The sequence below is a fragment of the Chromobacterium sp. Rain0013 genome (assembly GCF_015291765.1).
GTDB classification, from domain to species: Bacteria; Pseudomonadota; Gammaproteobacteria; order Burkholderiales; family Chromobacteriaceae; genus Chromobacterium; species Chromobacterium haemolyticum.
Window position 1 is genome coordinate 2287209 of sequence record NZ_CP031514.1, and the last position, 24231, is coordinate 2311439.

General features: G+C 64.2%; 24 protein-coding genes and 3 tRNA genes. 13 read left to right on the forward strand and 14 right to left on the reverse strand.

Annotated features, from left to right (window positions below; all coding sequences use genetic code 11):
• Positions 1-71 precede the first annotated feature (71 nt).
• Together DXT74_RS10755 and DXT74_RS10760 are read left to right on the forward strand one after the other, a co-directional pair.
• A complete protein-coding gene (locus DXT74_RS10755; RefSeq protein WP_194427915.1) occupies positions 72-1499 on the forward strand; it encodes a sensor histidine kinase in 1428 nt (475 codons plus the stop codon).
• Positions 1496-3103, forward strand: a complete 1608-nt coding sequence (locus DXT74_RS10760; protein ID WP_194427916.1) for a diguanylate cyclase domain-containing protein — start codon at positions 1496-1498, stop codon at positions 3101-3103. The genes DXT74_RS10755 and DXT74_RS10760 overlap by 4 nt, the downstream gene beginning before the upstream one ends.
• Positions 3104-3158: 55 nt before the next feature.
• On the opposite strand, the gene DXT74_RS10765 is transcribed toward DXT74_RS10760, so the two are convergent.
• The 3 genes from DXT74_RS10765 to DXT74_RS10775 form a co-directional block, all read right to left on the reverse strand.
• Positions 3159-3234, reverse strand: a tRNA-Ala gene (locus tag DXT74_RS10765).
• 8 nt (positions 3235-3242) lie between these two features.
• Positions 3243-3318: transfer RNA gene (locus DXT74_RS10770), tRNA-Glu, on the reverse strand.
• Positions 3319-3325: 7 nt separating this feature from the next.
• Positions 3326-3401 (reverse strand) — tRNA-Ala (locus tag DXT74_RS10775).
• A 466-nt stretch (positions 3402-3867) separates the two neighbouring features.
• Between DXT74_RS10775 and DXT74_RS10780 the strand changes: the two genes are divergently transcribed.
• On the forward strand, positions 3868-4209 hold the full coding sequence (locus DXT74_RS10780) for an H-NS family nucleoid-associated regulatory protein (protein WP_081555299.1): 342 nt from the start codon (positions 3868-3870) through the stop codon (positions 4207-4209).
• A 353-nt stretch (positions 4210-4562) separates the two neighbouring features.
• On the opposite strand, the gene DXT74_RS10785 is transcribed toward DXT74_RS10780, so the two are convergent.
• Positions 4563-5327, reverse strand: a complete 765-nt coding sequence (locus DXT74_RS10785; protein ID WP_194427917.1) for an FCD domain-containing protein — start codon at positions 5325-5327, stop codon at positions 4563-4565.
• Positions 5328-5491: 164 nt separating this feature from the next.
• Here DXT74_RS10785 and DXT74_RS10790 point away from each other — a divergent pair, with 164 nt between their 5' ends.
• The 5 genes from DXT74_RS10790 to DXT74_RS10810 all read left to right on the forward strand — a co-directional run bounded on the left by DXT74_RS10790 (position 5492) and on the right by DXT74_RS10810 (position 13009).
• Positions 5492-6232 carry a (Fe-S)-binding protein gene (locus DXT74_RS10790; RefSeq protein ID WP_194427918.1) on the forward strand — a complete coding sequence of 247 codons (741 nt, stop codon included), beginning with the start codon at positions 5492-5494 and terminating at the stop codon, positions 6230-6232.
• Positions 6229-6933 (forward strand): lactate utilization protein, encoded by a 705-nt coding sequence (locus DXT74_RS10795; protein WP_019101513.1) that lies wholly within the window; start codon positions 6229-6231, stop codon positions 6931-6933. The genes DXT74_RS10790 and DXT74_RS10795 overlap by 4 nt, the downstream gene beginning before the upstream one ends.
• Positions 6930-8393 carry a LutB/LldF family L-lactate oxidation iron-sulfur protein gene (locus tag DXT74_RS10800; protein WP_194427919.1) on the forward strand — a complete coding sequence of 488 codons (1464 nt, stop codon included), beginning with the start codon at positions 6930-6932 and terminating at the stop codon, positions 8391-8393. The genes DXT74_RS10795 and DXT74_RS10800 overlap by 4 nt, the downstream gene beginning before the upstream one ends.
• Positions 8390-11218: an FAD-binding and (Fe-S)-binding domain-containing protein gene (locus DXT74_RS10805; RefSeq protein WP_194427920.1), complete on the forward strand. Its 2829-nt coding sequence runs from the start codon at positions 8390-8392 to the stop codon at positions 11216-11218. The genes DXT74_RS10800 and DXT74_RS10805 overlap by 4 nt, the downstream gene beginning before the upstream one ends.
• A 162-nt stretch (positions 11219-11380) precedes the next feature.
• Positions 11381-13009, forward strand: coding sequence for a lactate permease LctP family transporter (locus tag DXT74_RS10810; protein WP_107733068.1), 1629 nt, complete (start codon positions 11381-11383; stop codon positions 13007-13009).
• 211 nt (positions 13010-13220) lie between these two features.
• On the opposite strand, the gene DXT74_RS10815 is transcribed toward DXT74_RS10810, so the two are convergent.
• The 3 genes from DXT74_RS10815 to DXT74_RS10825 form a co-directional block, all read right to left on the reverse strand.
• Positions 13221-13688, reverse strand: coding sequence for a hypothetical protein (locus DXT74_RS10815; protein ID WP_019103496.1), 468 nt, complete (start codon positions 13686-13688; stop codon positions 13221-13223).
• On the reverse strand, positions 13664-14698 hold the full coding sequence (locus DXT74_RS10820; protein WP_081555278.1) for a winged helix-turn-helix domain-containing protein: 1035 nt from the start codon (positions 14696-14698) through the stop codon (positions 13664-13666). The genes DXT74_RS10815 and DXT74_RS10820 overlap by 25 nt, the downstream gene beginning before the upstream one ends.
• 312 nt (positions 14699-15010) lie before the next feature.
• Complete coding sequence (locus tag DXT74_RS10825) at positions 15011-15298, reverse strand: hypothetical protein (protein WP_143330219.1); 288 nt, start codon at positions 15296-15298, stop codon at positions 15011-15013.
• A gap of 274 nt (positions 15299-15572) precedes the next feature.
• On the opposite strand from DXT74_RS10825, the gene DXT74_RS10830 reads away from it, so the two are divergent.
• Entirely contained in the window at positions 15573-15845 is a 273-nt protein-coding gene (locus tag DXT74_RS10830) for a hypothetical protein (RefSeq protein WP_081555276.1), read from the forward strand.
• A gap of 44 nt (positions 15846-15889) precedes the next feature.
• The gene (locus DXT74_RS10835; RefSeq protein ID WP_156038819.1) at positions 15890-16036 is read left to right on the forward strand and encodes a hypothetical protein; all 147 of its coding nucleotides are present in this window, start codon (positions 15890-15892) and stop codon (positions 16034-16036) included.
• Between the two features lie 387 nt (positions 16037-16423).
• Here DXT74_RS10835 and DXT74_RS10840 read toward each other — a convergent pair whose 3' ends face one another.
• Genes DXT74_RS10840 through phnG form a run of 7 tightly spaced genes read right to left on the reverse strand, consistent with a single transcriptional unit; the run spans position 16424 to position 22006 of the window.
• Positions 16424-17572: an alpha-D-ribose 1-methylphosphonate 5-triphosphate diphosphatase gene (locus DXT74_RS10840; RefSeq protein ID WP_194427921.1), complete on the reverse strand. Its 1149-nt coding sequence runs from the start codon at positions 17570-17572 to the stop codon at positions 16424-16426.
• Positions 17569-18276 carry a phosphonate C-P lyase system protein PhnL gene (phnL, locus tag DXT74_RS10845; RefSeq protein WP_043633422.1) on the reverse strand — a complete coding sequence of 236 codons (708 nt, stop codon included), beginning with the start codon at positions 18274-18276 and terminating at the stop codon, positions 17569-17571. Before phnL ends, DXT74_RS10840 begins: the two co-directional genes overlap by 4 nt.
• Before the next feature lie 4 nt (positions 18277-18280).
• Positions 18281-19054, reverse strand: coding sequence for a phosphonate C-P lyase system protein PhnK (phnK, locus tag DXT74_RS10850; protein WP_019103501.1), 774 nt, complete (start codon positions 19052-19054; stop codon positions 18281-18283).
• Positions 19051-19908 (reverse strand): alpha-D-ribose 1-methylphosphonate 5-phosphate C-P-lyase PhnJ, encoded by an 858-nt coding sequence (locus DXT74_RS10855; RefSeq protein ID WP_194427922.1) that lies wholly within the window; start codon positions 19906-19908, stop codon positions 19051-19053. Before DXT74_RS10855 ends, phnK begins: the two co-directional genes overlap by 4 nt.
• Positions 19905-20990, reverse strand: coding sequence for a carbon-phosphorus lyase complex subunit PhnI (locus tag DXT74_RS10860; RefSeq protein ID WP_194427923.1), 1086 nt, complete (start codon positions 20988-20990; stop codon positions 19905-19907). Before DXT74_RS10860 ends, DXT74_RS10855 begins: the two co-directional genes overlap by 4 nt.
• Position 20991: 1 nt before the next feature.
• Positions 20992-21564, reverse strand: coding sequence for a phosphonate C-P lyase system protein PhnH (phnH, locus tag DXT74_RS10865; protein ID WP_194427924.1), 573 nt, complete (start codon positions 21562-21564; stop codon positions 20992-20994).
• Position 21565: 1 nt separating this feature from the next.
• Complete coding sequence (gene phnG, locus DXT74_RS10870) at positions 21566-22006, reverse strand: phosphonate C-P lyase system protein PhnG (RefSeq protein ID WP_019103505.1); 441 nt, start codon at positions 22004-22006, stop codon at positions 21566-21568.
• Positions 22007-22174: 168 nt separating this feature from the next.
• On the opposite strand from phnG, the gene phnF reads away from it, so the two are divergent.
• The 3 genes from phnF to phnN are packed head-to-tail and all read left to right on the forward strand — an operon-like array spanning position 22175 to position 24148.
• Positions 22175-22897, forward strand: coding sequence for a phosphonate metabolism transcriptional regulator PhnF (phnF, locus tag DXT74_RS10875; protein ID WP_019103506.1), 723 nt, complete (start codon positions 22175-22177; stop codon positions 22895-22897).
• Positions 22897-23589 carry a DUF1045 domain-containing protein gene (locus DXT74_RS10880; protein ID WP_194427925.1) on the forward strand — a complete coding sequence of 231 codons (693 nt, stop codon included), beginning with the start codon at positions 22897-22899 and terminating at the stop codon, positions 23587-23589. The genes phnF and DXT74_RS10880 overlap by 1 nt, the downstream gene beginning before the upstream one ends.
• Positions 23579-24148: a phosphonate metabolism protein/1,5-bisphosphokinase (PRPP-forming) PhnN gene (gene phnN / locus DXT74_RS10885; RefSeq protein WP_194427926.1), complete on the forward strand. Its 570-nt coding sequence runs from the start codon at positions 23579-23581 to the stop codon at positions 24146-24148. Before DXT74_RS10880 ends, phnN begins: the two co-directional genes overlap by 11 nt.
• The last annotated feature ends 83 nt before the right edge of the window (positions 24149-24231 follow it).

The window sequence follows — 24231 nt, forward strand, 5'->3', positions numbered from 1 at the left end:
AATGCGGCTATTTGGGGTTGTGCGGGGCGTTGAGCGGCGCGGCGCGAGGAGGCTGGGTGACGGAATCTTTGGTGAGTGACGACGGTGTGCTGGATGACGCGGAACGGCTATTGTCCGATGTGCTGGAGGCCGTCCCGGTGGGGCTGGCGCTGATTGACGGCCAGATGCGCTATCGGCTGCTCAACCAGCGTTTGGCGGAAGCCAATGGCTTGCCGCGTTCTGCTCATTTGGGGCGACGCGTGGCGGAAATGTTGCCGCGGATCGGCGAATATTTGGAATCGTTGCTGAGGCGGGTGATTGAGAGCGGAGAGCCGGTGCTCGATTTCTGCGTCAACTCCAAGGTGGGGCTGGACGACGGAGAGGTGCTGAGGGAGTGGCAGGTCAGCTATTTGCCGTATCGCGAATCGACGGGCGAGGTGGTGGGGGTGGTGGCCGTGGTTCGGGATGTGGCGGCGGAGCGGCGTGCCGAGCGTCTGCGCGGCGAGGGCGAGGCCCGCTTGCGCATGGTGGTGGACTCCGCCTTGGACGGGCTGGTGATGATAAATCAGAGCGGGCGCATCTTGATGGCCAATCATCGGGCGGAGGCGATGTTCGATTATCTGGGGGTCGGCATGGAGGGTCTCATGATTTCCAGTCTGGTGCCGGTGCGGTATCGCGATGGCCATGGGCGGCTGATCGAGAATTACATGAGCCGTCCGGAGGCGCGAGAGATGGCGCGCCAGCAGGAGATTTTCGGGCTGCGGCGCGATGGAGGCGAATTCCCGGCGGAAATCGGTCTGACCCCGGTGCGCGACGGCGGGGAGTTGCAGGTGTTGGCCACCATTACCGACATCAGCGCCCGCAAGGCGGCGCAGGCCAGTCTGGAGCGGGCGCTGAAGGAGAAGACCGCGCTGCTCAACGAGGTGCACCACCGGGTCAAGAACAATCTGCAAGTCATTTCCAGTCTGCTCAATCTGCAAACGCGCTCGGCGCCGCCGGAGGCGGTGGCGGTGCTGACCGAGTGTCAGAATCATGTGCGCGCAATGGCGTTGATCCATCAATTGCTGTACGAGTACGGCGATTTTTCTCGTATCCACGTGGGTGTTTATCTGGAGAGGTTGACCCAGTTGCTGGGCGGCAGCATATCGGATGCCGGGGTGCGCTTGCGATGTCGCGGCATGGACGCCGTGGTGCACCTGGGTATGCAGCGGGCGATTCCCTGTGGTCTGCTGGTGAACGAGTTGGTGACCAATGCGCTCAAGCACGCTTTTCCCGGTGGGCGCGGCACGGTGGAGGTGGCGCTGGAGCGGGAAGAAGATGGGCGTTGCCGGATTCTGGTCTCGGACGACGGGGTTGGCATTCCCGAGTCAGTGAAGCTGGGGGAGGTGAGTTCGCTGGGTTTTCGCCTGATTCCCACTTTGGTGGGGCAGTTGAAAGGCGTGGCCAGGCTATTGCGGCCCGAGGCGGGCGGTGCTTGTGTGGAAATCGTGTTCAGCGACGAGTCGGAGAACGCGGAATGAATATGGGCAACGGTTTGTTGATTGTAGAGGACGAAGGAGTGGTGGCGCTGGACTTGCAGACCAGCCTGGAGTCTTTGGGGTACCGGGTGCTGGGCGTGTGCGCCAATGCGGATGACGCGGTGCGACGGGCGGAGGCGGATCAGCCGGATCTGGTGTTGATGGATATTCACCTGGACGGCGATGTGCCGGGAACCGAGGCGGCGCGCGTGATACGCGAGCGCTTTCAGATTCCATCCATCTTTCTGACGGCTTACGCCGAGGACGATATGCTGCGCAACGCGGAAGTCAGCGCGCCGTACGGCTATTTGCTGAAGCCTTATCAGTTGCGCGAACTGAATGCCTCGGTGCGTATGGGGTTGGCGCGGCGCAGGGCGGAGGTGGAGGAGCAGCGGCAGCGTCGTCGTTTGCGCATGGCGGTGGAGGCGGCCCGTTTGGGGGTGTGGGAATGGGGTGGCCGGCGCGGCGAGATGGTGTGGGCGGAGGAGTTTCTGGACGCGTTTCCATTCTCCGTCGCGAAGAACGGACGGCCCGCTCTGTTGGGCATGGCGGAGGCCGAGGCCGCCGAACTGGCTCGGGATCTGGGGTCGGGGCGGGCCTTGCAGAAAACGGTGAAAATCAACGCGGATGGCGCGGTGAGGTGGGTTGAGTTGTGCGGGCGCAACTTTGCCGCGGAGGGAGAGTCGGCGCGTTGGGTGGGCGTGGCGCGGGACGTGACTGAGGCGTATCTGAGCGAAGTCAGGCTGAGGCAGGCCAGTGTGGTGTTCCAGGCCAGCGCGGAAGGCATTCTGGTGTTGGACCACGCGCGCCGCATTGTGTCTGCGAACGAGTCCTTTTACCGTTTGACGGATTTGAGCGCGGAGGAGGCCTTGGGGGAGGATCCGGACGTCTGCCTGCATGTGGAGCCGCACGGAGAGGCTTTTTACCGCCGTTTGGAAGGCGAGAGGTATTTTTGGCAGGGCGAGGTGATGTGCCGTCGCCGGAATGAGGTCTTTCCCTGTTGGCAGCATGCGTCGGTGGTGAGGGACGTTGAGGGAAGGGTGAGCCACTATGTGCTGGCGATCTCCGATATTTCGGCGATCCGCGCGGCGGAGGCGCATATTCACTTTCTGGCCTATCACGATCAGTTGACTGGCCTGGGCAATCGCCACTTTCTACAGGTGGAGCTGGAGAAGGAGATCATCAGAGCCAAGCGCCGTAATGAATGCATTGCGTTGCTGTTTATCGATCTGGATGGTTTCAAGGCGGTGAACGACGGCTGGGGGCACGAGGCGGGCGACGCGCTGCTGGTGGCGATGGCCGAGCGTCTGCGGCAGCATGTGCGCGGGGAGGATTTGGTGGTGAGGCTGGGTGGGGATGAGTTTCTGGTGGTGGCGCCCGGTCTGGATCGAGAGGAGGCGTGCGGCGTCATGGTGAGGCGGTTGTTGTCGGTATTGGCGCAGCCGGTGGCTCTGGATGGCGGCGAATGCTCGGTGTCGGCCAGCATTGGCGTGGCGTTTTTTCCGGAAAACGGCGGCGATCTGGGTGGTTTGCTGCATGCGGCCGACAGGGCGATGTACGAGGCCAAGCGAGCGGGGAAAAACGAGTTCAGGATGGCGGCTGAATAGTATTTTCCGCCGGAAAGAATAAAAGCCGAAATCGGTTGATTTCGGCTTTTATATTTGGTGGAGATAAGCGGGATCGAACCGCTGACCTCTTGCATGCCATGCAAGCGCTCTCCCAGCTGAGCTATACCCCCGGTATTGCTGGCGTCCCCACGGGGATTCGAACCCCGGTTACCGCCGTGAAAGGGCGATGTCCTAGGCCTCTAGACGATGGGGACTGAATTGTGGTGGAGATAAGCGGGATCGAACCGCTGACCTCTTGCATGCCATGCAAGCGCTCTCCCAGCTGAGCTATACCCCCACGTATTGCCTTGTTCCTTCCCGGCTATTCGCCCGGTCGGTCTCGACAGGAAGCGAACTATACCTAGGCTTTTCAGGCTGCGCAAGGCTTTTCTAAAAATATTTTCCCAGACGGCGGTGGGCTGTGAAAGAAGTCAAAGGAGGGAGGGGGCCGGTCTTTCGTGCCATGGGTTTGGATGGGGGCGGCGCGCGCGCTGACGATGCTATGCCCGCGAGCGGCAAAGGCGTCATTTCCTAGGAAAAATCAGTTTTTTCCTATTCCAAGCCATTGGGGTGCTGGCGATAGAATATTTAAAGAAAAACAATTTGTGTGCCGCATTAGCGTAAAGCGTTAATACCGGACGATATGAAAACCTGGGGCAAATCGACAGCTAATGATGGATGGCATAGACATGAGAATTGAGCGACAACGGTTGGCCGGCGTTTGGAACAGAAACGAAAATCCGGCAAAGCTTTAGGAGGCGTGTATGCATAAAAAAGTGTTGATCAACGAGGAGTTGCTGGATTCCTGCTCGGACCAGGCGCTGAAGGACGCGGCGGTTTTTCTGTTGAATACGCTTACCGACCGCATTCAACTGCGCCAACAAAAAGGGATAGAGGAAATTGAGCGGCTAGCGATGGCTTACGGCTTGATTCTGCCCAAGCTCTACGCCAAGAACGGCGTAACGCCAAAGTACCAGAACCCGGCGATGCCGCACCAGACATGGTCCGGACGAGGCCGGCCGCCAGTGTGGTTGGTGGAGGCTGAAGCGAGGGGGGAGAGCCGGGAGCGCTTTGTGATTAAGAGTCAGAAGAAGTTGCAGGTCTAGCAAGGCGGAGAGCCGGCCGTTGTCGCACTGAGCCTATGCCGGCGCCCGCCGGCGGGCTCATGCGCCGGTTCAGCGTTTCGCCAGCTGCGGCGAGACAAGGTGAAAACGGCTGAGAACGCGGAATGGTCAAGTGGCGCATGAGCATTTCGAAGCCGGTTTCAACCCCCTTTATCCATCCATCCCGCCGCCGCGCAGCAGACCATGAACAGGTGCTAAGAGCGGCTAACAAAAATCCGTTTTACGGCTGAGGCAAGGTGCGCCGACGCAGGCAGTACTTGAGTACGGCAAGTCGGCGCAACGCAGCATCAGGACTATTGTTAGCCGCTCTAAGCGCGGCAGATTTTGCCCTGGCGCTAAGGGTCCAGATGCTCCAAACGCATGCGCGCCCGCGCATCGCGTTCCGCTTGCCGCCGCCGGCTTTGCAGCGTGGTGGCGACAAAGTCCAGATGTTGTTCCACCGCTTGCTGCGCGGCGTCCGGCTGTTTGTCGCGGATGGCTTCCCAGATGGCCAGATGCTGCGCGCGCAAGGCGTCCGCCACCTCCCCCACGGCGAACAGATCCGCGATATTGTCCTTGACGTGCCGGTGCAGCATGGCAAGCAGGCTGCCGCTCAAATGCGCGAACAGCACATTGTGCGAGGCTTCCGCCACGGCTTGGTGAAAGCGCACGTCGGCCTGGGCCTGTTGAGTCAGGTCTCCTCCGTCGTAAGCGTCCTGCAATTGGCTCACGCAATGCTCCAGCCTCAGCAAGTCCGCCGGCGTGGCCCGGCTGGCCGCGCCGCGCGCCGCCGCGCCTTCCAGCACCCGACGGAATTCCAGCAAATCGCCGTGCAAATCCTGATGTTGGTTCAGCAGTTTTTCCCAAGGGTCTGAAAACGCGGTTTCCAACCGGTCCGTCACCCAGGTGCCGCCACCCTGGCGGCTGCTGAGCAGGCCGCGTGACGCCAGTTGCTGTATCGCTTCGCGAAGCGAGGGGCGGGACACGCCGAACTCCTCGGCCAGCTGCCGTTCCGGCGGCAGGCGGTCCCCCGGCTTGAGCACGCCGTCCAGGATGCGTTTTTCCAGTTGTTCGACGATGACGTCGGAGAGTTTGGGGATGTTCAGTTTGGGATAGGCCATGGCGCCGGGCTTGTTCGTTCAGCGAAAGTGGTCAGACCAGAGTGAGTGCAGCTTACCACAGCCGAATGGGGAATCCGCTATCGTCATATTGACGGAGTCAAGCAATCACTCTAGAGTTATTTTAATAAAAATAATTGGTATTACCAATTTACAAAGGAAATCGGATGAAGCCTGCCAACGTCTATCTGTTTGGCACCTGTCTGCTCGACCTGTTTTTGCCGCAGGCCGGCGTGGACGCCATCGCCCTGCTGGAAGGGCTGGGCTTGCGGGTGCACTTTCCTCAGCGGCAAAGCTGTTGCGGCCAGCCGGCTTATACCAGCGGCCACCCGGCGGAAGCGCTGGCGGTGGCGAGGGCGCAGCTGGATTGCTTTGCCGAGGATTGGCCCATCGTGGTGCCCTCCGGCTCCTGCGGCGGCATGATCAAGCACCATTGGCCCAAGCTGTTCGCCGGCCAGCCGGACGAGGCGCGGGCCTGCGCGGTGGCCGCGCGGGTGGTGGAGTTCAGCGACTTCCTGCTCAACCGCCTGGACTGGCGGCCTGAGGATCTGGGGCCGAAGGTGAAGGTGGCGGTGCATACTTCCTGTTCCGCCCGCCGCGAGATGAATGTGCACCTGTCCTGTTGGGCCTTGCTGGAACGTCTGGCCAATGTCGAGAGGGTGACGCACGACCATGAGTCCGAGTGCTGTGGTTTTGGCGGCACGTTTTCGATCAAGCACCCGGATATCGCCGGGGCGATGGTGGCGGACAAGGCCGCCGCCTTGCAGGACAGCGGCGCGGCGGAGTTCATCACCGCGGACGGCGGCTGCCTGCTCAATATCAACGGCAAACTGGCCAAGGAGGGCAGGGCGTTTCAAGGCCGGCACCTGGCCAGTTTTCTGCTGGAGCGCGTGGGAGGCAAGGCATGAGCGCCCGCGACGCCATCCTGGCCAAGCTGCGCGCCGCGCCGCGCCAAGAACTGCCGCGGCCGGAGCTGGACGCGCATTTCCGGCGCTTTGCGCCGCCGCAGCACAGCCTGGCCGCTTTGCGGGGCTGGGCGCAGGCGATGCGGGCGGTGAAGACCGAAGTGTTGTGGGTGCGCGCCGACGATTGGCACACCCGCTTGGCGGTATGGATCGCGCAGCGGCGTCCGGCGTCCTTGCTGCTGTCCGACACCGCGCACGGCCGCCGCGCCGAGGCGGCGCTGCAACACTTGCCGACGCCGCCGGCTTTACGTTTCTTCGACCGCGAGGTGGATGGCTGGAAGGCCGAATTATTCGAGATCGAGGCCGCGTTCACCACGGCGCGTTGCGGCATCGCCGCCACCGGCACCCTGGTGCTGTGGCCGGACGCGCAGGAGCCGCGGACGATGAGCCTGGTGCCGCCGCTGCACATTGTCTTGTTCGACACCGCCACGCTCTACCCTGACTTCTACAGCGCGATGCGCGTTGAAAACTGGCAGGACGGCATGCCCACCAACGCCTTGCTGATTTCCGGGCCGTCCAAGACCGCGGACATCCAACTGACGCTGGCCTACGGCGCGCATGGGCCGCGCGAACTGCTGGTGCTGGCGCAATTGCCCGAGCACATCGATCCGGCGCAGCTGGAGCAGGAGGAGGCCCGGCCATGAGCGAGCACAAGATCGAACTCTATCCATCGCGCCAATTCAAGCAGCAGGCGCGCGCGGCGCTGGCCGACGGCGAGCTGCGCCACAGCCTGCGCGGGGCGATGGATTTTCTGATGGCCAAGCGCTTGTCGGCCTTTGACGACCCGGCGGAGCTGGACGCCTTGCGCGCCTTGGGCGAGGCCATCCGTCAGCGCTGCCTGTCGCGCTTGCCGGACTTGCTGGAGCAACTGGAGGCGCGGCTGAGCGCCAACGGCGTGCAAGTGCACTGGGCCGAGACCGCCGACGAGGCCAACCGCATCATCCACGGCCTGGTAGAGGCGCGTTCCGGCCGCTTGATGGTCAAGGGCAAGTCCATGGTCAGCGAGGAGATTGAACTCAACCATTATCTGGAAGCGCGCGGCGTCGCCGCGGTGGAAAGCGATATGGGCGAGTACATCGTGCAGCTGGCCGGGGAAAAGCCCACCCACATCATCATGCCGGCGATACACAAGACCAAGGCCGACATCGCGCGCTTATTCCACGACAAGTTGCCGGACACGCCGTACACCGAGGACGTGGACGAGTTGATCCAGATAGGCCGCGGCGCGCTGCGCCGGCATTATCTGGACGCCGACGTGGGCCTGTCCGGCGTCAATTTCGCGGTGGCGGAAACCGGCACCTTGTGCCTGGTGGAGAACGAAGGCAACGGCCGCATGTGCACCACGGTGCCGGACTTGCACATCGCCATCACCGGCATTGAGAAAGTAGTGGAGAAGCTGGCCGACGTGCCGCCCTTGTACAGCCTGCTGACCCGTTCCGCCATCGGCCAGCCCATCACCACCTATTTCAATATGATCAGCGGGCCGCGCCGCGCCGGCGAAAAAGACGGCCCGCGCGGGGTGCATCTGGTGCTGCTGGACAACGGCCGCAGCCAGGCCTACGCCGACGCGCAGTTGCGCAAGACTCTGCAATGCATACGCTGCGGCGCTTGCATGAACCATTGCCCGGTTTACGCCCGCATCGGCGGCCACGCTTACGGCACCACTTACCCGGGGCCGATAGGCGAGATCATTTCGCCGCACCTGCTGGGCCTGGAAAACACCCGAGACCTGCCCACGGCTTCCAGCCTGTGCGGCGCTTGCGGTGAAGTCTGCCCGGTGAAGATTCCCATTCCCGAGATGCTGATGCGGCTGCGCGAAGAAAGCCAGCGTCCGGCCGACGAGGCGGTCAGCCATCCCTTGCGCGGCCAGGGCGCGGCGGCGAGCGCGGCGGAGCGGCTGGCCTGGAAGGGATGGCGGCAGGTCCATGCCTCGCCGCGGCTATACCGCTGGTTTGGCTGGGGGGCCACCCGGCTGCGCAAGCTCGCGCTTGGCGGTCAACTGGGCTGGACCCAAAACCACGCGCCGCTGACGCCGGCGCCCAAGACCCTGCACGAGCTGGTGCGCGAACGCGAAGCGCGTCGCGGCGGCGGGGAGCGGCCATGAGCATGAGTCCAGCGCATCAGGCTTTCCATCGGGATCTGCTTCAAATCATGCCGGCGGCGCGCATCCATACCGATCCGCTGTCCACGCTGGCTTACGGCACCGACGCCAGTTTCTACCGGCTGCGGCCGCAAATCGTCGCCCGCGTCGACAGCGAGTCGGAAGTGGCGGCCATCCTCGCGCTGGCGCGCCGCCACCGGGTGGCGCTGACTTTCCGCGCCGCCGGCACCAGCTTGTCCGGCCAGGCGGTCAGCGATTCGGTGCTGGTCTTGCTGGGCGACGGCTTCAACCACGGCCAGGTGCTGGACGGGGGGGCGCGCATCCGGCTGGGGCCGGCGATGATAGGCAGCCACGCCAACGCCTTGCTGGCGCCTTACGGCCGCAAGATCGGCCCGGACCCGGCGTCGATCAACAGCGCCAAGATCGGCGGCATCGCCGCCAACAACTCCAGCGGCATGTGTTGCGGCACCCGCGACAACAGTTATCACACCTTGGCGGCGATGCGTTTGTTGTTGTTGGACGGCGCCGTGCTGGACACCGGCGACGCCGCCAGCGTGGCGGCTTTTCGCCAGTCCCACGCCGCGCTGCTGGCCGGCTTGTCCGGCCTGGCCGCCGAACTGCGCGCCGACGAGGCGCTGGCCGAGCGCGTGCGCCGCAAATACCGGCTGAAGAACACCACCGGCTACGGCATCAACGCCTTGCTGGATTTCGACGATCCGGAGGACATGCTCAGCCATGTGTTGATCGGCTCCGAGGGCACGCTGGGCTTTATCAGCGAAATCACCTTCCACAGCGTGGTGGAACATCCGCACAAAGCTTCGGCTTTGCTGCTATTCGACGCGCTGGAGCCCTGTTGCCGCGCGGTGTCGGCGCTGAGCGCGGCCGCGGACGCCCACGGCGTGGCGGCGGTGGAACTGATAGACAGCCGCAGCCTGCGCGCCTTGCACAGCAAGCCGGGGCTGCCGGATTTTCTGGCGCGGCCGTTTGGCCCGGACGAGGCCTGTCTGTTGATTGAGGCGCGGGCCGGTTCCGAGGCGGAACTGGAGCGCCATTGCGCGGAGATAGAGGGTTTGCTGGCCGGTTTCGGGCCGCGCTTGTCCAGCGGCTTCAGCCGCGAGGCCGCGGTGTGCGACAGCTATTGGGCCTTGCGCAAGGGCTTGTTCCCGGCGGTGGGCGCGGTGCGGCCGCTGGGCAGCACCGTGGTGATCGAGGATGTGGCTTTTCCGATTCCGCTGCTGGCCGACGGCGTGGCCAGGCTGACCGCCTTGTTCGACCGCCACGGCTATCACGAGGCGCTGTTGTTCGGCCACGCGCTGGACGGCAATCTGCATTTCGTGTTCGCGCCCAGCTTCGACAATGAGCGCGAGGTGGCGCGCTACGACGCCTTCATGCAGGACGTGAGCGCGCTGGTGGCCGGCGAATACGACGGCTCGTTGAAAGCCGAGCACGGCACCGGCCGTAATGTCGCGCCCTTTGTGCGTCAGGAATGGGGCGACGCCGCCTGGAACATCATGCGCCGCATCAAGGCCTTGTTCGATCCGGACGGCCTGCTCAATCCCGGCGTGATCATCACCGACAACGACCGGCTGCACCTGGAAAACCTCAAACCCCTGCCGGCGGCCGATCCCATCGTCGACCGCTGCATCGAGTGCGGCTTTTGCGAGGCGGCCTGCCCGTCGCATGGGCTGACGCTGAGCCCGCGCCAGCGCATCGTCGCCTGGCGACGCATCCAGCAGTTGAACCGCGACGGCGACGCGGGGGAAGAATTGGCCGCGCTGCGCGCCGATTTCCGCTACCGCGCCATCGATACCTGCGCCGCCACCGGCATGTGCGCCACGCGCTGCCCGGTGGGCATCAATACCGGCGAACTGATGAAGCGGCTGCAAGGCCCGTCGCCGCGGCCCCGCGCCGCCCGCTTTGCAGCCCGCCACATCGGCGGCGCCGCCGCCGCCGTTCGCGCCGGCCTGAGGCTGGCGCATCTATTCGGTCCGGAGCGGCTGCATCGCATCAGCCAGCGGCTGCGCCGCCGTCATAAGGTGATTCCCCTGATTCCGGCGCACCTGCCGCGTCCGGCCGGCCGTCTGCCCGCCGCCGTTGGCGGCGACGGCGAGCCGGTGGTGCTCTTTCTCAGCTGCGTCAACCGAACGCTGGCCGTCGACGCCGCCGGCGGCAACGCGGCCGCGCCCACCTTGGCGCTGTTGCGCCGCGCCGGCTTCAACCCCCGCTATTCGCCCGGCCACGACGGCCTGTGCTGCGGCCAGCCTTTCGCCTCGTCCAATGCCGCCGAGGCGCTGGACATCAGCCAGAACGCCTTGAACCGGGCGCTGCTGACGGCCAGCGAAGACGGCCGGCATCCGGTGTATCTGGACAACGGGCCGTGCGCGGCGCGCATCCTGTCCGCCCAGCGTCAAGGCCGGCTGGACGCCAGGCTTCGGCTGTTCGACGCGGCCCGATTTCTGGAGGCTTTCGTCGCGCCGCGGTTGGCGGTGACGCGCAAGCTGGAGCAGTTGGCGCTGCACATTCCCTGCAGCGCCGCCGAGATGGGCGCGGCGGAGGCGCTCACGCGGCTGGCCGGCCTCTGCACCGAGCGGCTGACGGTGCCGGACATCGCCTGTTGCGGCTTTGCCGGAGACAAGGGCTTCACCGTGCCGGAACTAAACGCGCACAGCTTGCGGCGCTTGCCGCCGGCCTTGCCCCCCGGCTGCCGCCACGGCGTGTCGATGAGCCGCACCTGTCAGATCGGCCTGAGCGAACACGCCGGCTTCGAGTACCGCGGCATCGAGGCGCTGCTGGATTTTTGCACCACCCCAAAAAGCGGCCCGCTATGAAGGCCGCATCGTTGGCGCCGCCGTCCGGGAGGACGGCCGGCTCTGAGTTGAAACGCCCGTAAACATCCTTCCCTGAGTGCATTCCGTCCACACGGCCGCGGCTAGCCCGCCGCCGCGCGGCGTCCCGTGCGCGCAAGGAGAAGGAGAGACTACAGAGGAGACATCATGGTTTGGACCCAAAACTACTTTCCGTCCGGCGGCATGGCGCTGTCGGCGCTGATGGCGGCACTGCCGATTATTTTCTTTTTCCTGGCGCTGGCGGTGTTCCGGCTCAAGGGGCACGTCGCCGGCAGCCTGACCGTGCTGCTGGCGCTGCTGGTGGCCACGCTGTTCTACGGCATGCCGGCGGACATGGCGTTGGCGGCCGCGGGTTTCGGCTTCGCCTACGGTCTGTGGCCCATCGCCTGGATCATTATCGCCGCGGTGTTTCTGTACAAGATCACCGTCAAGACCGGGCAGTTCGACATCATCCGCGCTTCGGTGTTGTCGGTGACCGAGGATCAGCGTCTGCAGATGCTGCTGGTGGGCTTTTCCTTCGGCGCCTTTCTGGAGGGCGCCGCCGGCTTTGGCGCGCCGGTGGCCATTACCGCCGCGTTGCTGGTGGGGCTGGGCTTTAATCCCTTGTACGCGGCCGGCCTGTGTCTGATCGCCAATACCGCGCCGGTGGCTTTCGGCGCGATGGGCATTCCCATTATCGTGGCCGGCCAGGTGACCGGGCTGGACCCTTTCGCCATCGGCGCCAAGGCCGGCCATCAGTTGCCCTTCTTGTCGGTGCTGGTGCCGTTCTGGCTGGTGATGATGATGGACGGCCTCAAGGGTGTGCGCCAAACCTGGCCGGCGGTGCTGGTGGCGGGGGGCTCTTTCGCCGTCACCCAGTATTTCACCTCCAATTACATTGGGCCGGAACTGCCGGACATCACTTCGGCGCTGGTGAGCCTGGTGTGCCTGACGCTGTTCCTGAAAGTATGGCAGCCGCGCGAGATCTTCACCTTCGCCGGCCGCCGCGCGCCCAGCCCGCGCCAGGCTTCCGGCTTTAGTCTGGGACGGATCGCCCGCGCTTGGGGGCCGTTCCTGATCCTGACCGCGCTAGTGACCTTGTGGAGCCTGAAGCCGTTCAAGGCGCTGTTCGCCAAGGGGGGCGCGCTGGAGCATTGGGTGTTGAAGTTCCACGTGCCGCATCTGGACAATCTGGTGATCAAGACCGCGCCGATCGTGGCCGTGGACAAGCCTTACGAGGCGCTGTACAAGCTGGACCTGCTGTCGGCGGTGGGCACCGCTATCTTCGTCGCGGCATTGCTGTCCATTGTGCTGCTGCGTTTCCGGCCGGCGCAGGCTGTCGCCGCCTTCGGTGAAACCCTGGCCGAACTGAGGCGGCCCATCTTATCCATCGGCATGGTGCTGGCCTTCGCTTTCGTCGCCAATTATTCCGGCATGTCCAGCACGCTGGCGCTGTGCCTGGCCAATACCGGAAAGGCTTTTCCTTTCTTCTCGCCTTTCCTTGGATGGCTGGGGGTGTTCCTGACCGGCTCCGACACCTCGTCCAATGCCTTGTTCTCGGCCTTGCAGGCTTCCACCGCGCATCAATTGGGCGTGTCCGACATCCTGCTGGTGGCGGCCAACACCACTGGCGGCGTCACCGGCAAGATGATTTCGCCGCAATCCATCGCCGTGGCCTGCGCGGCGGTGGGCTTGGTGGGCAAGGAGGCGGACCTGTTCCGCTTTACCCTCAAGCACAGCCTGATCTTCTGCAGCCTGGTGGGGGCGATGACTTACGCGATGGCCTATTTCTGACAGACAGGCTCAAGACCCGGCGGGCCGGTGGTGCCGACCTGCCGGGTTGAGGCCTGGTTTGCCGTGAGAGCCTGTTTACGATCCGCTGCGCTTCGTGAGACGTGACACGGTGAGTACCGCTTCGAAATGCTCATGTACCACATGACCATTCCGCTTTCTCCGTGGTTTTCGCCTTGTCTCGCCCTCGCTCGCGAGGTCGTAAACAGGCTCTTTAGAGAATTTCCTGGTTTTCGCAGAAAAAGCTGATCGAGTCGAAATTGACTTGGGTGACATGGTTGGTGACCGGCACCATATTGATCAGGTGGCGGGTGCCGATGTCGAAAATGTGGTACTCGCTGGCTAGGCTGCCGTATTCGGACGGCGACTTGGTCTTTTTAACGATGGTGACCGCGTTGGCTTCTCCGTTCCACCCGTAGCTGGTTTTGAACTGCAGCAGGCGGTTGATGTAATCGCCGGTGGGCGAATGCAGGAAGAAGTGGATGGTCTCGTTCTTCATGTCCAGGTCGATGAAGCCGCTGGTGGTGGCGACTTCGCCGCTGTGGCGCGGGAAGCGCAGCTCGGAGATGCGAGCGGTGCAGATGGTGCGGCTGTCCATGATGTAGTTGCGGCTGGCATAGCCCAGGTAGAGCGCGACCAGAAACAATCCGAGAGCGATCAGAAAACGATTTTGTTTTTGCAATTGAGATCGCTCCCGTATTTCTTGTCGCACAGATAGCTCGCCGTGCACTTGCCGCTTTTGATGTAGAAGGCGTCGCCGCCGCTTTCCGGCAGCTTGGGCGCGTCGCGGTAGACATTGCCCACCACGAACAGGCTGCGCGCGCCGTCGCGCATTTTATGAATATTCATTTGCGGAATCCACCAAGAGGCATGCCAGCCCAGCAGCAGGCCTAGGGCGATGATGGCCAGCGCGGCCAGCGCCTGGCGGCGATCAATGCGGGCCGGCAAACGCCAGCGGGCTTTGCGTCGTTGTGGCGCGGGCGCGGGGCGGGTCTCCTGCGGGCCGGCTTCCGTCGCCGGCGATGGGCTATCGGCGTCCGCCTGCGGTTCCAGCAGGACGAAGGCGCCGACGAATTGGCAGCCGCGTCTTGGAATGGTCTTGATGATCTTGGGGTCCAGCCCGCTTTTCTCAAGCTGTGCGCGCAGATCGAACACCAGCTTGTGGTAGCTGGAGTCTGTGACGATGGTTTTCCCCCATACGTTTTCAATCAGCTCGTTTTTTTCGAACAGCCCGGAGAGCAAGAGCTTGAGCAGCAACGCTTCGTTGTACTTCAAGATGATCTTGTCTTGATCCCAGGGCAGCAGGCTGCCTTCATCAGGGTCGAAGACGACTTTGTCTTCAATATGGAATCTCATTTTTATAATCTTTCTGTCCACGCGAAGGCCTGTATTGGAAAATTTGATATTACGGCCAATGCGGGGTCGGCGATATTTTAAATTACCCCATAGGTAATTTGCTCTAAATCGATTATAGATAGCAATACCCAACTGCCAAGCTGGCCTTGCCAAGTGGTGCTGCGGGGGAGCCGAAAGGTAAGCGGAAATGACAAGAGCGCCAGGGGCGCTCTTGGTTTGACGTGAAATATTTTCCAACAAAATCCGCTTCTTTTCAAGAGGATGGCCGCCGCTGCCGCATGGGGCGCAGGCGCGGGCGCGCGGCGAAATCTGCTGGAACTCAGGCCTGTTGGGCATTGCCGCCGGGATGGCGGCGCCGGGGAGTCATGCGTATTCGACGTGGCCTGTCCGCAACGAAAACCATGAATTTGGCAAAAGGCCTGAGTAGGGGGCGATGACTACGGAATTGTAGCGTCCCGATTACAGCGCTCTGGCGCGGTAGCGGGGCGGAAAAGGTCCGTATTGGCCAATCCGGCGAGCGCAGCGCTTGAAAATCAGGGGCGGAAAACCGTCAATGAAGATAGGCGGGCGCTATCTAACTAGGATTGGATGGAATAGACGGGGCAGTGAAATGGCGGAGCCGGCTTGTTGAGCCAGCGCCGCTTTTTTTTAATGAGTGGATTTAAGCTGTTTGATTTCTTGTTGCGCCAGAAGCAGCTCTTGCTCTATCGCGTTAATTCTTTTATCTCTGCTGTTAAGTTCGTTTAACAGTTGCTCGCTCAGCAATTGGGCCTGGTCCAGGCATAGGATCAGAGCGGAGAGTTTCGCGCTGTTGGCGAGTTGCTCCATTAGCGGAGTGCCGGCGTTGTCGTGGTCTTTGTTTTTATATTGCATGCTGATTGATGTGGTGTCGTTATTCAATACATTTAGGCTGACGAAATCGGATTTCGTGCCCACGGAACAGAGTGCAGATCATAGCATGCAGTTTGGATGGGTGGGGTGCAAGGCTTGAGAATTAAGCTTTTTGCCAGGGGTGGTAAGGAATGATAATGATTGCTGAGGCTGTTCCGGCCCTCTGCTTGGGACTGTATTGGGCATTTCCGGTTCTTTCAGGGCCGCTATAACGATAATCATTTCTAATGGCTGATAATAAATTGTACTGATTAAGATAAAGACATTTAGTATCAATGGGGTTAAGCTGGCCGCTCATGTTTTTGGGAGGCAAGTAGCCATGTTAATAGCGAGAAATGAAAAGGTATTGGAGGGGTTGGCCCGAGAGCGGCAGATGATTTGGCGGCAAGATCTGGAGAGCTTGACGGTGTATATAGAAAACCTGATCAGAAAAACCAGCGCCATGGGCGCGGTGGTGCCAGGTCTATATCGCGCCTTGAGAATATGCAGCGTCGCATTAAAAGGCGGCGGTGTGGGCGGTAAAGTGTATCTGACGCGTAAAGAGCGTTTGGATATTTATTGGGCGGTAAAATCAGAATCCTTTTCAATTTGATTTTTGGTCAGTAGTGGCGTGTATTTTGGATTGGGAAATCAACAGTGTCGCTGATCGGCTTTGTATGTTATCGGGTATTTAGCATTGCTTTGTTCTGGTGCGGAATGAAAGCGCTGGGCATTGGCGTGTTGATGCTGCTCTTGCATATTGGCAAGGAGAAAGCATTGAATGCGCCGTTGCGGCGCGAGTGAGCGCCTGCGCCTGGTTTGTGGCAGCAAAGTCAGGCGCGGGTTTCTTCTCGCCTTGCCGGAGCGGGTGTAAGTAGACATTTTCGGATTGAAATGAAATAGGGCCGCGTTGTGATAACGCGGCCCTTTTGGCGTGAGGAGAATCCGGCCAGAGCAAGGCGGCGTCGCCTAGCGCAGCGGATCGTAAGCCGGTTCTCAGAGCCTGTTCAACGCCGTATCTCCGACGCACGGCAGACTTTGAAGATTCTCAGAGCCTGTTCAACGTCTCGCGAGCAAGAGCGAGACAAGGCGAAAACGGCCGAAAAAGCGGAGTGTACAGAGGGTACATGAGCATTTTGAGGGTGTTTTCAACGCCGTATCGCCGAAGCGCAGCAGACTTTGAACAGGTTCTCAGAATACGCGTTGGCCGGCGCTCCATACCTGGCGCACCAGCGGGATGCCGTCCCGTTCGCGCGCCTGAACCAGATCCGCGCGCTGGCCTACGGCGACGGCGCCGCGGTCCGCCAGGCCCACCGCTCGCGCCGGGTTGCGCGTGACGGTGGCTATTGCGCGGTGCAGATTCCAGCCCGGCTGGCGGCCCAGCAGATAGGCGGCGTGCAGCAGGCTGGCGGGCACGTAGTCGGAGGACAGGATGTCCAGCAGGCCGTGGCCCGCCAGCTCCAAGGCGGCGACGTTGCCGGAGTGGGAGCCGCCGCGGACGATGTTGGGCGCTCCCATCACCGTCATCAGTCCTTGGTCGCGCGCGGCGCGGGCGGCGGCCAAGGTGGTGGGAAATTCGGACATGGCCACGCCGTCGCGCACCGCCTCGTCGATATGACTGAGTTCGGTGTCGTCGTGGCTGGCCAGCGCGACGCCGCGGGCGCGGGCCAGCTCCACCACCGCCTGGCGGTGACGGCCGGCGTATTGCCGCTGCTTGAGTTTGCGCTGTTCCACCGCGGCGAGGAAGGTGTTGTCGTTCCAGCTGACGTTTTTCTTGGCGTAGTACTTCTTGTATTGCGCCAAGTCGCGGTATTGGCGCTGGCCGGGGGTATGGTCCATCAAGGACACCAGGCGCACCGCCGGGTGGCCGATCAAGGGCGACAGAGCGTCCAGCAATTGGGGATAGGCCAATTCGCAGCGCAAGTGGAACAGATGCTCGGCGCGGAATACGCGCTGGCGCATGCCGGCGTCTATCGCCTCGAAGGCGCTTTGCAGGGTGTCCAGCCGCACGCTGTCGCCTTCCAGATCGCCCACCGACAGGGCGTCCAGCACCGTGGTGATGCCGGCGGCCACGCATTGCGCGTCGTGGGCGACCACGGCCGGCAGGGTGGGCCACAGCACGCCGTTGCGCGGCATCAGATGTTTCTCCAGATTGTCGGTATGCACTTCCACCAAACCCGGCAACAGGTCGTCGCCGTTCAGGTCCTCGCTATGCGGCGGCGGCGCGCTCAGCGGCCGCGAGTGGATGGCGACGATGACGCCGTTGTCGATCTCCAGCGTGCCGCGCTCAAGAATGTCGTCGGCCAGGATCAGCCTGGCGTTGTTCAAGATCCGTTTCATGCTAAGGCTTCCGGTTTGTTTGCCAGCGGTACTTCAAACACGCGGTGGGCGACGGCGTCGCGGGTGGCCTCGTCGTGGAAGATGCCCACCAGCGCCGCGCCGCGCGCCAGCGCTTCGCGCATCAAGTCGACGACCACCGCGCGATTGGCCGCGTCCAGAGAGGCGGTGGGCTCGTCCAGCAGCAGAATGGGCCGCGGCGCGATCATGCCGCGCGCGATATTGACCCGCTGTTGTTCGCCGCCGGAGAAGGTGGCCGGCGGCAACCGCCACAGCCGCTCCGGGATGTTCAGCCGCGCCAGCAAAGCGCCTGCCTCGCGCCGCGCCTCGTTGGCGTCCACGCCCCATTCGCACAACGGTTCGGCGACGATGTCCAGCGCCGGCACCCGCGGAATGGCGCGCAGGAACTGGCTGACGTAGCCCAGGGTGTGGCGGCGGGCGTCGGCGATCTCGTGCGGCAACGCGGCGGCCATGTCCAGCCAGTTTCCGCGATGGCGGATGCGGATGCTGCCGCGCTCAACCAGATAATTGGCGTACAGCGCCTTGAGCAGCGTGCTCTTGCCGGCGCCGGAAGGGCCGGCCAGCGCCACGCATTCGCCGGCGGCCGCTTGCAGCGAGACTTGGTCGAGCACCGGCAGCGTCAGGCCGCCTTGCTGGTGAAGGGTGAAAGTTTTGCTGATTTGCCTTGCGTCTATCAATACGTTCATGGCTTCAGGCCTGCAGGATGGAGGATACCAGCAGCTGGGTGTACGGATGCTGCGGGTCGTCCAGAATTTGATCGGTGAGGCCGGCTTCCACTACGCGGCCGCCTTGCATCACCAGCGTGCGCTGCGCCAGCAGCCGGGCCACGGCCAGGTCGTGGGTGACCATGATGACGGCGATGCCGCTGTCGCGCACCAGTCTTCGGGTCAGGTCCAGAAAACGGGCTTGCACCGAGACGTCCAGGCCGCCGGTGGGTTCGTCCATGAACACCAGCCGCGGATGGGTGGCCAGGCTGCGGGCGATCTGCAGCCGCTGCTGCATGCCGCCGGAGAAGGCGCTGGGCGGGTCGTCCAAGCGCGCGCGGCCGATTTCCACCCGCTCCAGCCAGTCGCCAGCGGTTTGGCGCAGCTGGCCGTAGTGGCGCTGGCCCAGGGCCATTAGCCGTTCGCCGATATTGGCGCCGGCGGAGACGTTCATGCGCAGGCCGTCGCGGGCGTGTTGGGACACGAAGCCCCATTCGCTGCGTGCCAGCCGGCGGCGCTCGGATTCGGCGATGGCGGTGAGTTCGTGTTCGCGGCCGTCGCGTTCGCGAAAGCGCGCGCTGCCGGCGTCAGCGGCCAGCTTGCCGGCCAGCGCGGCCAGCAGCGTGGATTTGCCGGAGCCGGATTCGCCGACCACGCAGAGCACTTCGCCGGCGTAGAGGTCGAAGTCCACGTTGAAGCAGCCGTTGCCGTTGCCGTAGTCCTTACCGAGGCCGCGGACGCTGAGGAGGGGCGGGGTCATTGCGGATTGTCCTGTGTGTCGCGGCGTTGCCGGCAGTGATCGCTGTCGGAGCAGACGTATTGGCGCGCGCCGGCGTCGTCGGTGATGATTTCGTCCAGGTAGCTGTCGCGTGCGCCGCACAGCGCGCAGGCTTGTTCCCAGCTTTGCGTCTGGAAGGGGTGATCGTCGAAAGCCAGGCTTTCCACTTGGGTGTGAGGCGGGATCGCGTACAGCCGTTTTTCACGGCCGGCGCCAAACAGCATCAGGGCCGGGCTTTTGTCCAGCTTGGGGTTGTCGAACTTGGGGATCGGCGATGGCGAGGCCAGGTAGCGGCCGTTGACCATGACCGGGTAGTCGTAGCTGGCGGCGATGTGGCCGTAGCGGGCGATGTCCTCGTACAGCTTGACGTGCATCAGGCCGTAATCCTGATGGGCGTGCAGCTTTCGGGTTTCCTGTTCGCTGGCCTCCAGCGTGCGCAGCGGTTCCGGTTCCGGCACTTGGAACACCATGATCTGGCCGGCGCGCAGCGGGGTTTCCGGAATGCGGTGACGGGTCTGGATCAGGCTGGCCTCGGCGGTGCGGGTGGTGGTGGCCACGCCGGCGACGCGGGCGAAGAAGCGGCGGATGTTGACCGCGTTCGTGGTGTCGTCGGCGCCCTGGTCTATGACCTTGAGCACGTCGTCGCGGCCGATCACGCAGGCGGTCACTTGAATGCCGCCGGTGCCCCAGCCGTAGGGCAGCGGCATTTCGCGGCCGCCGAAGGGCACTTGGCAGCCGGGCACGGCCACGGCTTTGAGCAGGGCCCGGCGCAGCATGCGCTTGGTGTTTTCATCGAGGAAGCCGAAGTTGTACGCCGATGGCGCGGCGGTGTTCATGCTTGTTGCTCCTTGGCGGCGTGTTCGCTGCGAAGTTGGCGGATCAGCGACAGCTCGGCCTGGAAGTCGACGTAATGCGGCAGCTTGAGGTGCTGGACGAAGCCGGACGCTTCGACGTTGTCGCTGTGGCACAGCGCGAATTCCGGCTGCTGAGCCGGCGCGTGCGCGGGCTCGCCCAGCTCGGCGGCGCGCAGGCTGCGGTCCACCAGCGCCATCGCCATCGCCTTGCGCTCGGCTTCGCCGAAGCTCAGACCGTAGCCGCGGGTGAATTGCGGCGGCGCGCTGCGGCTGCCGGCGAACTGGTTGATCATCTGGCATTCGGTCAGGGTGATTTCGCCGATGTCGATGTCGAAGCCCAGTTCCTCCGGGCAGATCAAGACGCTGACTTCGCCCATGCGGATTTCGCCGGCGAAGGGATGGCTTTCGGCGTAGCCGCGCTGGGTGGAGTAAGCCAGGCCCAGCAGCCAGCCCTCGTCGCCGCGCGCCAGGTTTTGCAGCCGGGCGGCGCGGCCGGCGGGGAACAGCAAGGGCTCTCGGGTCAGGTCGACGGGCTCCGGGTCGCCCGGCGGCGGCGTTTCCGGCTCTATCAAGCCTTCTTGCGCCAGGGCGTCCAGCACGCAGGGCAGCCGTTCCGGCAGCGGCAAGTCGGACAGAGCAGGAGCGGGCGGTTCGCTGGCCTGGGCCAGATCGAAGTCCAGCAGCCGCTGAGTGTAATCGGCGGTGGGGCCCAGCACCTGGCCGCCGGGCACGTCTTTGAAGGTGCCGGACACGCGGCGGCGCACCCGCATCGCCGCGGTGTCCAGTGGACGGCTGGCGGCGAAGCGCGGCAGGGTGGTGCGGAAGGCGCGCAGCAGGAACACGGCTTCCACGCAGTCGCCGGCCGCTTGTTTCAGCGCCAGCGCCGCCAGCTCCTCGTCGTACAGCGAGCCTTCCTGCATGACTCTGGCCAGCGCCAGCCGCAATTGGCCGCGGATCTGGGCCAGGCTCAGCTCCGGCGTCGCCGCGTCGCCGCGGCGCTTGGCGGCCAGCAGGTCCCAGGAGCGGGCGATGGCGGTTTCTCCGCCTTTGACGGCTACGTACATATCAACCCTCCTTGACGCGGGTGCTGCGCGGCAGGCCGGCCACGCGCTCGCCGCTGATCAGCAAGATGTCCACGCCCAGCGGGAAGCGGGCGTGATTGTCCCGCCATTGCCGCCAGAAACCGTCCGGCGCGCCGTCTATGCCGAAACGGCGCGGCGCGGCGAAGCCCGGACCGCCGGCTTCCACTTGCTCGGCGTTGAAGCCGGCGGTTTCCAGCAGCACGGTGGCGGACCGATCCGGGTATTCGGGCTCGCCGGCCTTGAGCGCGGCCAGCGGCGGCAGCGGCGCGCCCAGCGGCAGCACCACAAAGTCGGCTTGTTCCGGCGCTGCGGCCGGGCGCAGGCCGGTATGGAAGCGCAGGCTGGCCAGGGTGTCCGCCGGCAGCGGCGGCAGCCAGACGCCGACATCCTGGTCCAGCAGGGTGTAGAGCAGGGCGGCGGTGGCCGGCATCAGGCCGGGCAGCTCCGGCGGCAAGGCCGGCAGCGTTTGCGGCAGCAAGGGTTCGGCCAACGCGGCCAGCGCGGCGCGGAAGCAGCGCTGGCTGTCGTGGACCGGATCGGCGAAGGCGGCGCGCATCTCATTCCCCCCTGACCAGGGTGAAAAACTCCACCTTGCTGGCGGCGGCTTCGCGCGCGGCGTGGTCGCGGCGCGCGGCGCGTTCGGCGCGCAAGGGCGCGATCCATAACGCCAGCAGCTGGTCTTGGCGCGCCGGATCCTGCAGCAAGGCGTCGGCCTGGGCGATCAACTCGGCGTGTTCGCCGTTGCTGCCCAGCGCCCAGCCGTGGCCCAGGCGGCCTGCTATCCGGCAACTGGCGCGGCTGACGCTGGCTTCGCCCAGATTGAAGCGGGCGCCGCCGCCGCCGGCGCGGGCCTGTAGCATGACGAGCCCGGTTTCGGCGCGGCGCAGCCATTCCACTTGCGGCGCCGGCGGCAGTTGCGGGCTTAGCAGCCGGCGCAACCGCGGCGGCGGAGTGTGGGCCAGCACGCTGAGCCAGTCTTGTCTGGTCGAGGTTTCCATATCGGGTATTCCCCTGTGCGGTTTCAATAAAAATTCATATAAACGTATAGACGTATCCATGATAATGGCCGGCGACAAAGCGCAAACAGCATGCGGCGATGAAGGTTTTGTGACGGTTTGGTGGCGGGGCTAGACCTAGGCCGTCTCGGGGGAGAAAGGATTTGAACGATGATTGAACGCGGTTCCGGCGTCGCCGTTTGGCGGCAGATAGAAAACAGCCTGGCGGAGGAGATCGCCAGCGGGGCGATCCGCGCCGGCGAGCAATTGGCCACCGAGTTGCAATTGGCTCAGCGCTTTCGCGTCAACCGCCACACCATACGGCGAGCGGTGGCCACCTTGGTGGAGCGCGGCTTGCTGCGGGTGGAGCAGGGCCGCGGCACCTTCGTTCAGGACAACGCGATTGATTACGCGATCAGCAAGCGCACCCGCTTTTCCCAAAACATGGCCAGCCAGAACCTGAGTTCGGATATCGACGTCCTGGCCAGCGACACGGTGCCGGCCAACGCGGAGCTGGCCGAGCTGCTGCAAGTGGCGGTGGGCGAGCCGCTGTTGCGCATCAAAACCCTGAGCCGGGTGGAGCTGCGGGTGGTGGATTGGGCGACGCTGTTCTTCCCGGCGGCGCGCTTCCCCGGCTTGCCGGAGATCTACCGAAGAGAGCGCTCCGTGACGCGCGCGCTGGCGCATTTCGGCGTGGACGATTACACCCGGCGCTTCACCCGCGTCAGCGCGCGGCTGCCGGACAGCGAGACGGTGGACTACCTGGGCCTGCCCAAAAACCGCCCGGTATTGCATGTGAAGTCCTTGAACGTGGACACCCAGGGGCGGCCGGTGCAGTACGGGATCACCTGTTTCAACGGTGATTTGGTGCAGTTGGTGATGGAGGATCTCTGATGCGTTACGCGCTGTATTACGCTCCGAGGCCGGACAGCGCCTTCTGGCGCGCCGGCAGCGGCTGGCTGGGACAGGATGCGCACAGCGGGTTGCAAGTGTTGCCGCCGCACGCGCCGGGTCTGGACGCCGAAGCCTGGGCGGAGCTGACCGCGGCCCCGGCCCGTTACGGCTGGCACGCCACCTTGAAAGCGCCGTTTTCCCTGCGCGCCGGGGTGGACGAAGCGGCGCTGTTGGCGCGGACGGCCGCTTTGGCGCGCCGTTTCCAGCCCTTTGAGCTGAGTTTGGAAGTGGCCTGGCTGGCGGATTTTTTGGCGCTGCGGCCGATGGCGCCGCCGCCGGATCTGGCCGAACTGGCCGCAGCTTGCGTGATTGAGCTGGAAGCGCTGGCCGATCGCGAATCGCCGTGGAAGACGCGCGGCGGCCTGGACGCGCGTCAAGAACAGCTGCAGCGGCGCTGGGGCTATCCCTACGTGTTCGAACAATACCGCTTTCACCTGACGCTGAGCGGCCGGCTGACGCCGGACAGCGCGGAGGGGCGGGCGCTGGAGCAGGCGGCGCGCCGGCACTTCGCCGCTTTCGCCCGCGCAAGGGTGGATGGCGTGGCGGTATTCGTCGAAGCGGCGGCGGGGGACCCCTTCCGCTACCTGGCGCATTGCGGCTTCGACGGCCAGGCGGTGCGTTATGAAGCCTGAACCCGGCGCGCTGTGGTATGTGATTGGCCCATCCGGCGCCGGCAAGGACAGCCTGCTGGCCTACGCCCGGGCGCGGCTGCCGCCTTCCGGCCGGCTGGTGTTCGCTCACCGCTACATCACACGGCCGGCGGACGCCGGCGGCGAGAACCACGTGGCCTTGAGCCTGGAGGAGTTCGAACAGCGCGAGCGCAGCGGCTGTTTCGCCTTGAGCTGGCGGCGGCACGGCCTGGCTTACGGCCTGGGGATGGAGGTGGCGCTGTGGCTGGATCAGGGCCTGGACGTGGTGGTTAACGGTTCGCGTTCGGCCTTGCCGCTGGCGGCGCGGCGTTTTCCCGGCCTGAGGCCGGTATGGATCGTCGCCAGTCCGGAGGCGCTGGCAGCTCGGCTGGCCGGACGCGGCCGCGAGTCCGCCGAACGCGTGGCTCAGCGGCTGGAAGAGGCCGCCGCGCTGACGCCGCCGCCGGGCGCGGCGGTGTTGCGCAACGATGGCGAACTGGCCGAGGCCGGAGAACGGCTGCTGCGTTTGCTGAGCAAGGATTTGGACCGGTACTGTCCTTAATGTCTGGAAAACCGGGCTGGCGAGGCCGCGGCCGCTTGCTATAACCGGGGCAGCTCGCCGGCAGCGTGGCGGCGAGCCGCGCG

Bases quoted from the DNA above. Each gene is read 5' to 3' on its own strand.
- DXT74_RS10760 (WP_194427916.1), top strand. From the start codon at position 1,496: ATGAATATGGGCAACGGTTTGTTGATTGTAGAGGACGAAGGAGTGGTG.
- DXT74_RS10780 (WP_081555299.1), top strand. From the start codon at position 3,868: ATGCATAAAAAAGTGTTGATCAACGAGGAGTTGCTGGATTCCTGCTCG.
- DXT74_RS10785 (WP_194427917.1), bottom strand. From the start codon at position 5,327: ATGGCCTATCCCAAACTGAACATCCCCAAACTCTCCGACGTCATCGTC.
- DXT74_RS10790 (WP_194427918.1), top strand. From the start codon at position 5,492: ATGAAGCCTGCCAACGTCTATCTGTTTGGCACCTGTCTGCTCGACCTG.
- DXT74_RS10795 (WP_019101513.1), top strand. From the start codon at position 6,229: ATGAGCGCCCGCGACGCCATCCTGGCCAAGCTGCGCGCCGCGCCGCGC.
- DXT74_RS10800 (WP_194427919.1), top strand. From the start codon at position 6,930: ATGAGCGAGCACAAGATCGAACTCTATCCATCGCGCCAATTCAAGCAG.
- DXT74_RS10805 (WP_194427920.1), top strand. From the start codon at position 8,390: ATGAGCATGAGTCCAGCGCATCAGGCTTTCCATCGGGATCTGCTTCAA.
- DXT74_RS10820 (WP_081555278.1), bottom strand. From the start codon at position 14,698: ATGCCCAACAGGCCTGAGTTCCAGCAGATTTCGCCGCGCGCCCGCGCC.
- DXT74_RS10830 (WP_081555276.1), top strand. From the start codon at position 15,573: ATGTTAATAGCGAGAAATGAAAAGGTATTGGAGGGGTTGGCCCGAGAG.
- DXT74_RS10840 (WP_194427921.1), bottom strand. From the start codon at position 17,572: ATGAAACGGATCTTGAACAACGCCAGGCTGATCCTGGCCGACGACATT.
- phnL (WP_043633422.1), bottom strand. From the start codon at position 18,276: ATGAACGTATTGATAGACGCAAGGCAAATCAGCAAAACTTTCACCCTT.
- phnK (WP_019103501.1), bottom strand. From the start codon at position 19,054: ATGACCCCGCCCCTCCTCAGCGTCCGCGGCCTCGGTAAGGACTACGGC.
- DXT74_RS10855 (WP_194427922.1), bottom strand. From the start codon at position 19,908: ATGAACACCGCCGCGCCATCGGCGTACAACTTCGGCTTCCTCGATGAA.
- DXT74_RS10860 (WP_194427923.1), bottom strand. From the start codon at position 20,990: ATGTACGTAGCCGTCAAAGGCGGAGAAACCGCCATCGCCCGCTCCTGG.
- phnH (WP_194427924.1), bottom strand. From the start codon at position 21,564: ATGCGCGCCGCCTTCGCCGATCCGGTCCACGACAGCCAGCGCTGCTTC.
- phnG (WP_019103505.1), bottom strand. From the start codon at position 22,006: ATGGAAACCTCGACCAGACAAGACTGGCTCAGCGTGCTGGCCCACACT.
- phnF (WP_019103506.1), top strand. From the start codon at position 22,175: ATGATTGAACGCGGTTCCGGCGTCGCCGTTTGGCGGCAGATAGAAAAC.
- DXT74_RS10880 (WP_194427925.1), top strand. From the start codon at position 22,897: ATGCGTTACGCGCTGTATTACGCTCCGAGGCCGGACAGCGCCTTCTGG.
- phnN (WP_194427926.1), top strand. From the start codon at position 23,579: ATGAAGCCTGAACCCGGCGCGCTGTGGTATGTGATTGGCCCATCCGGC.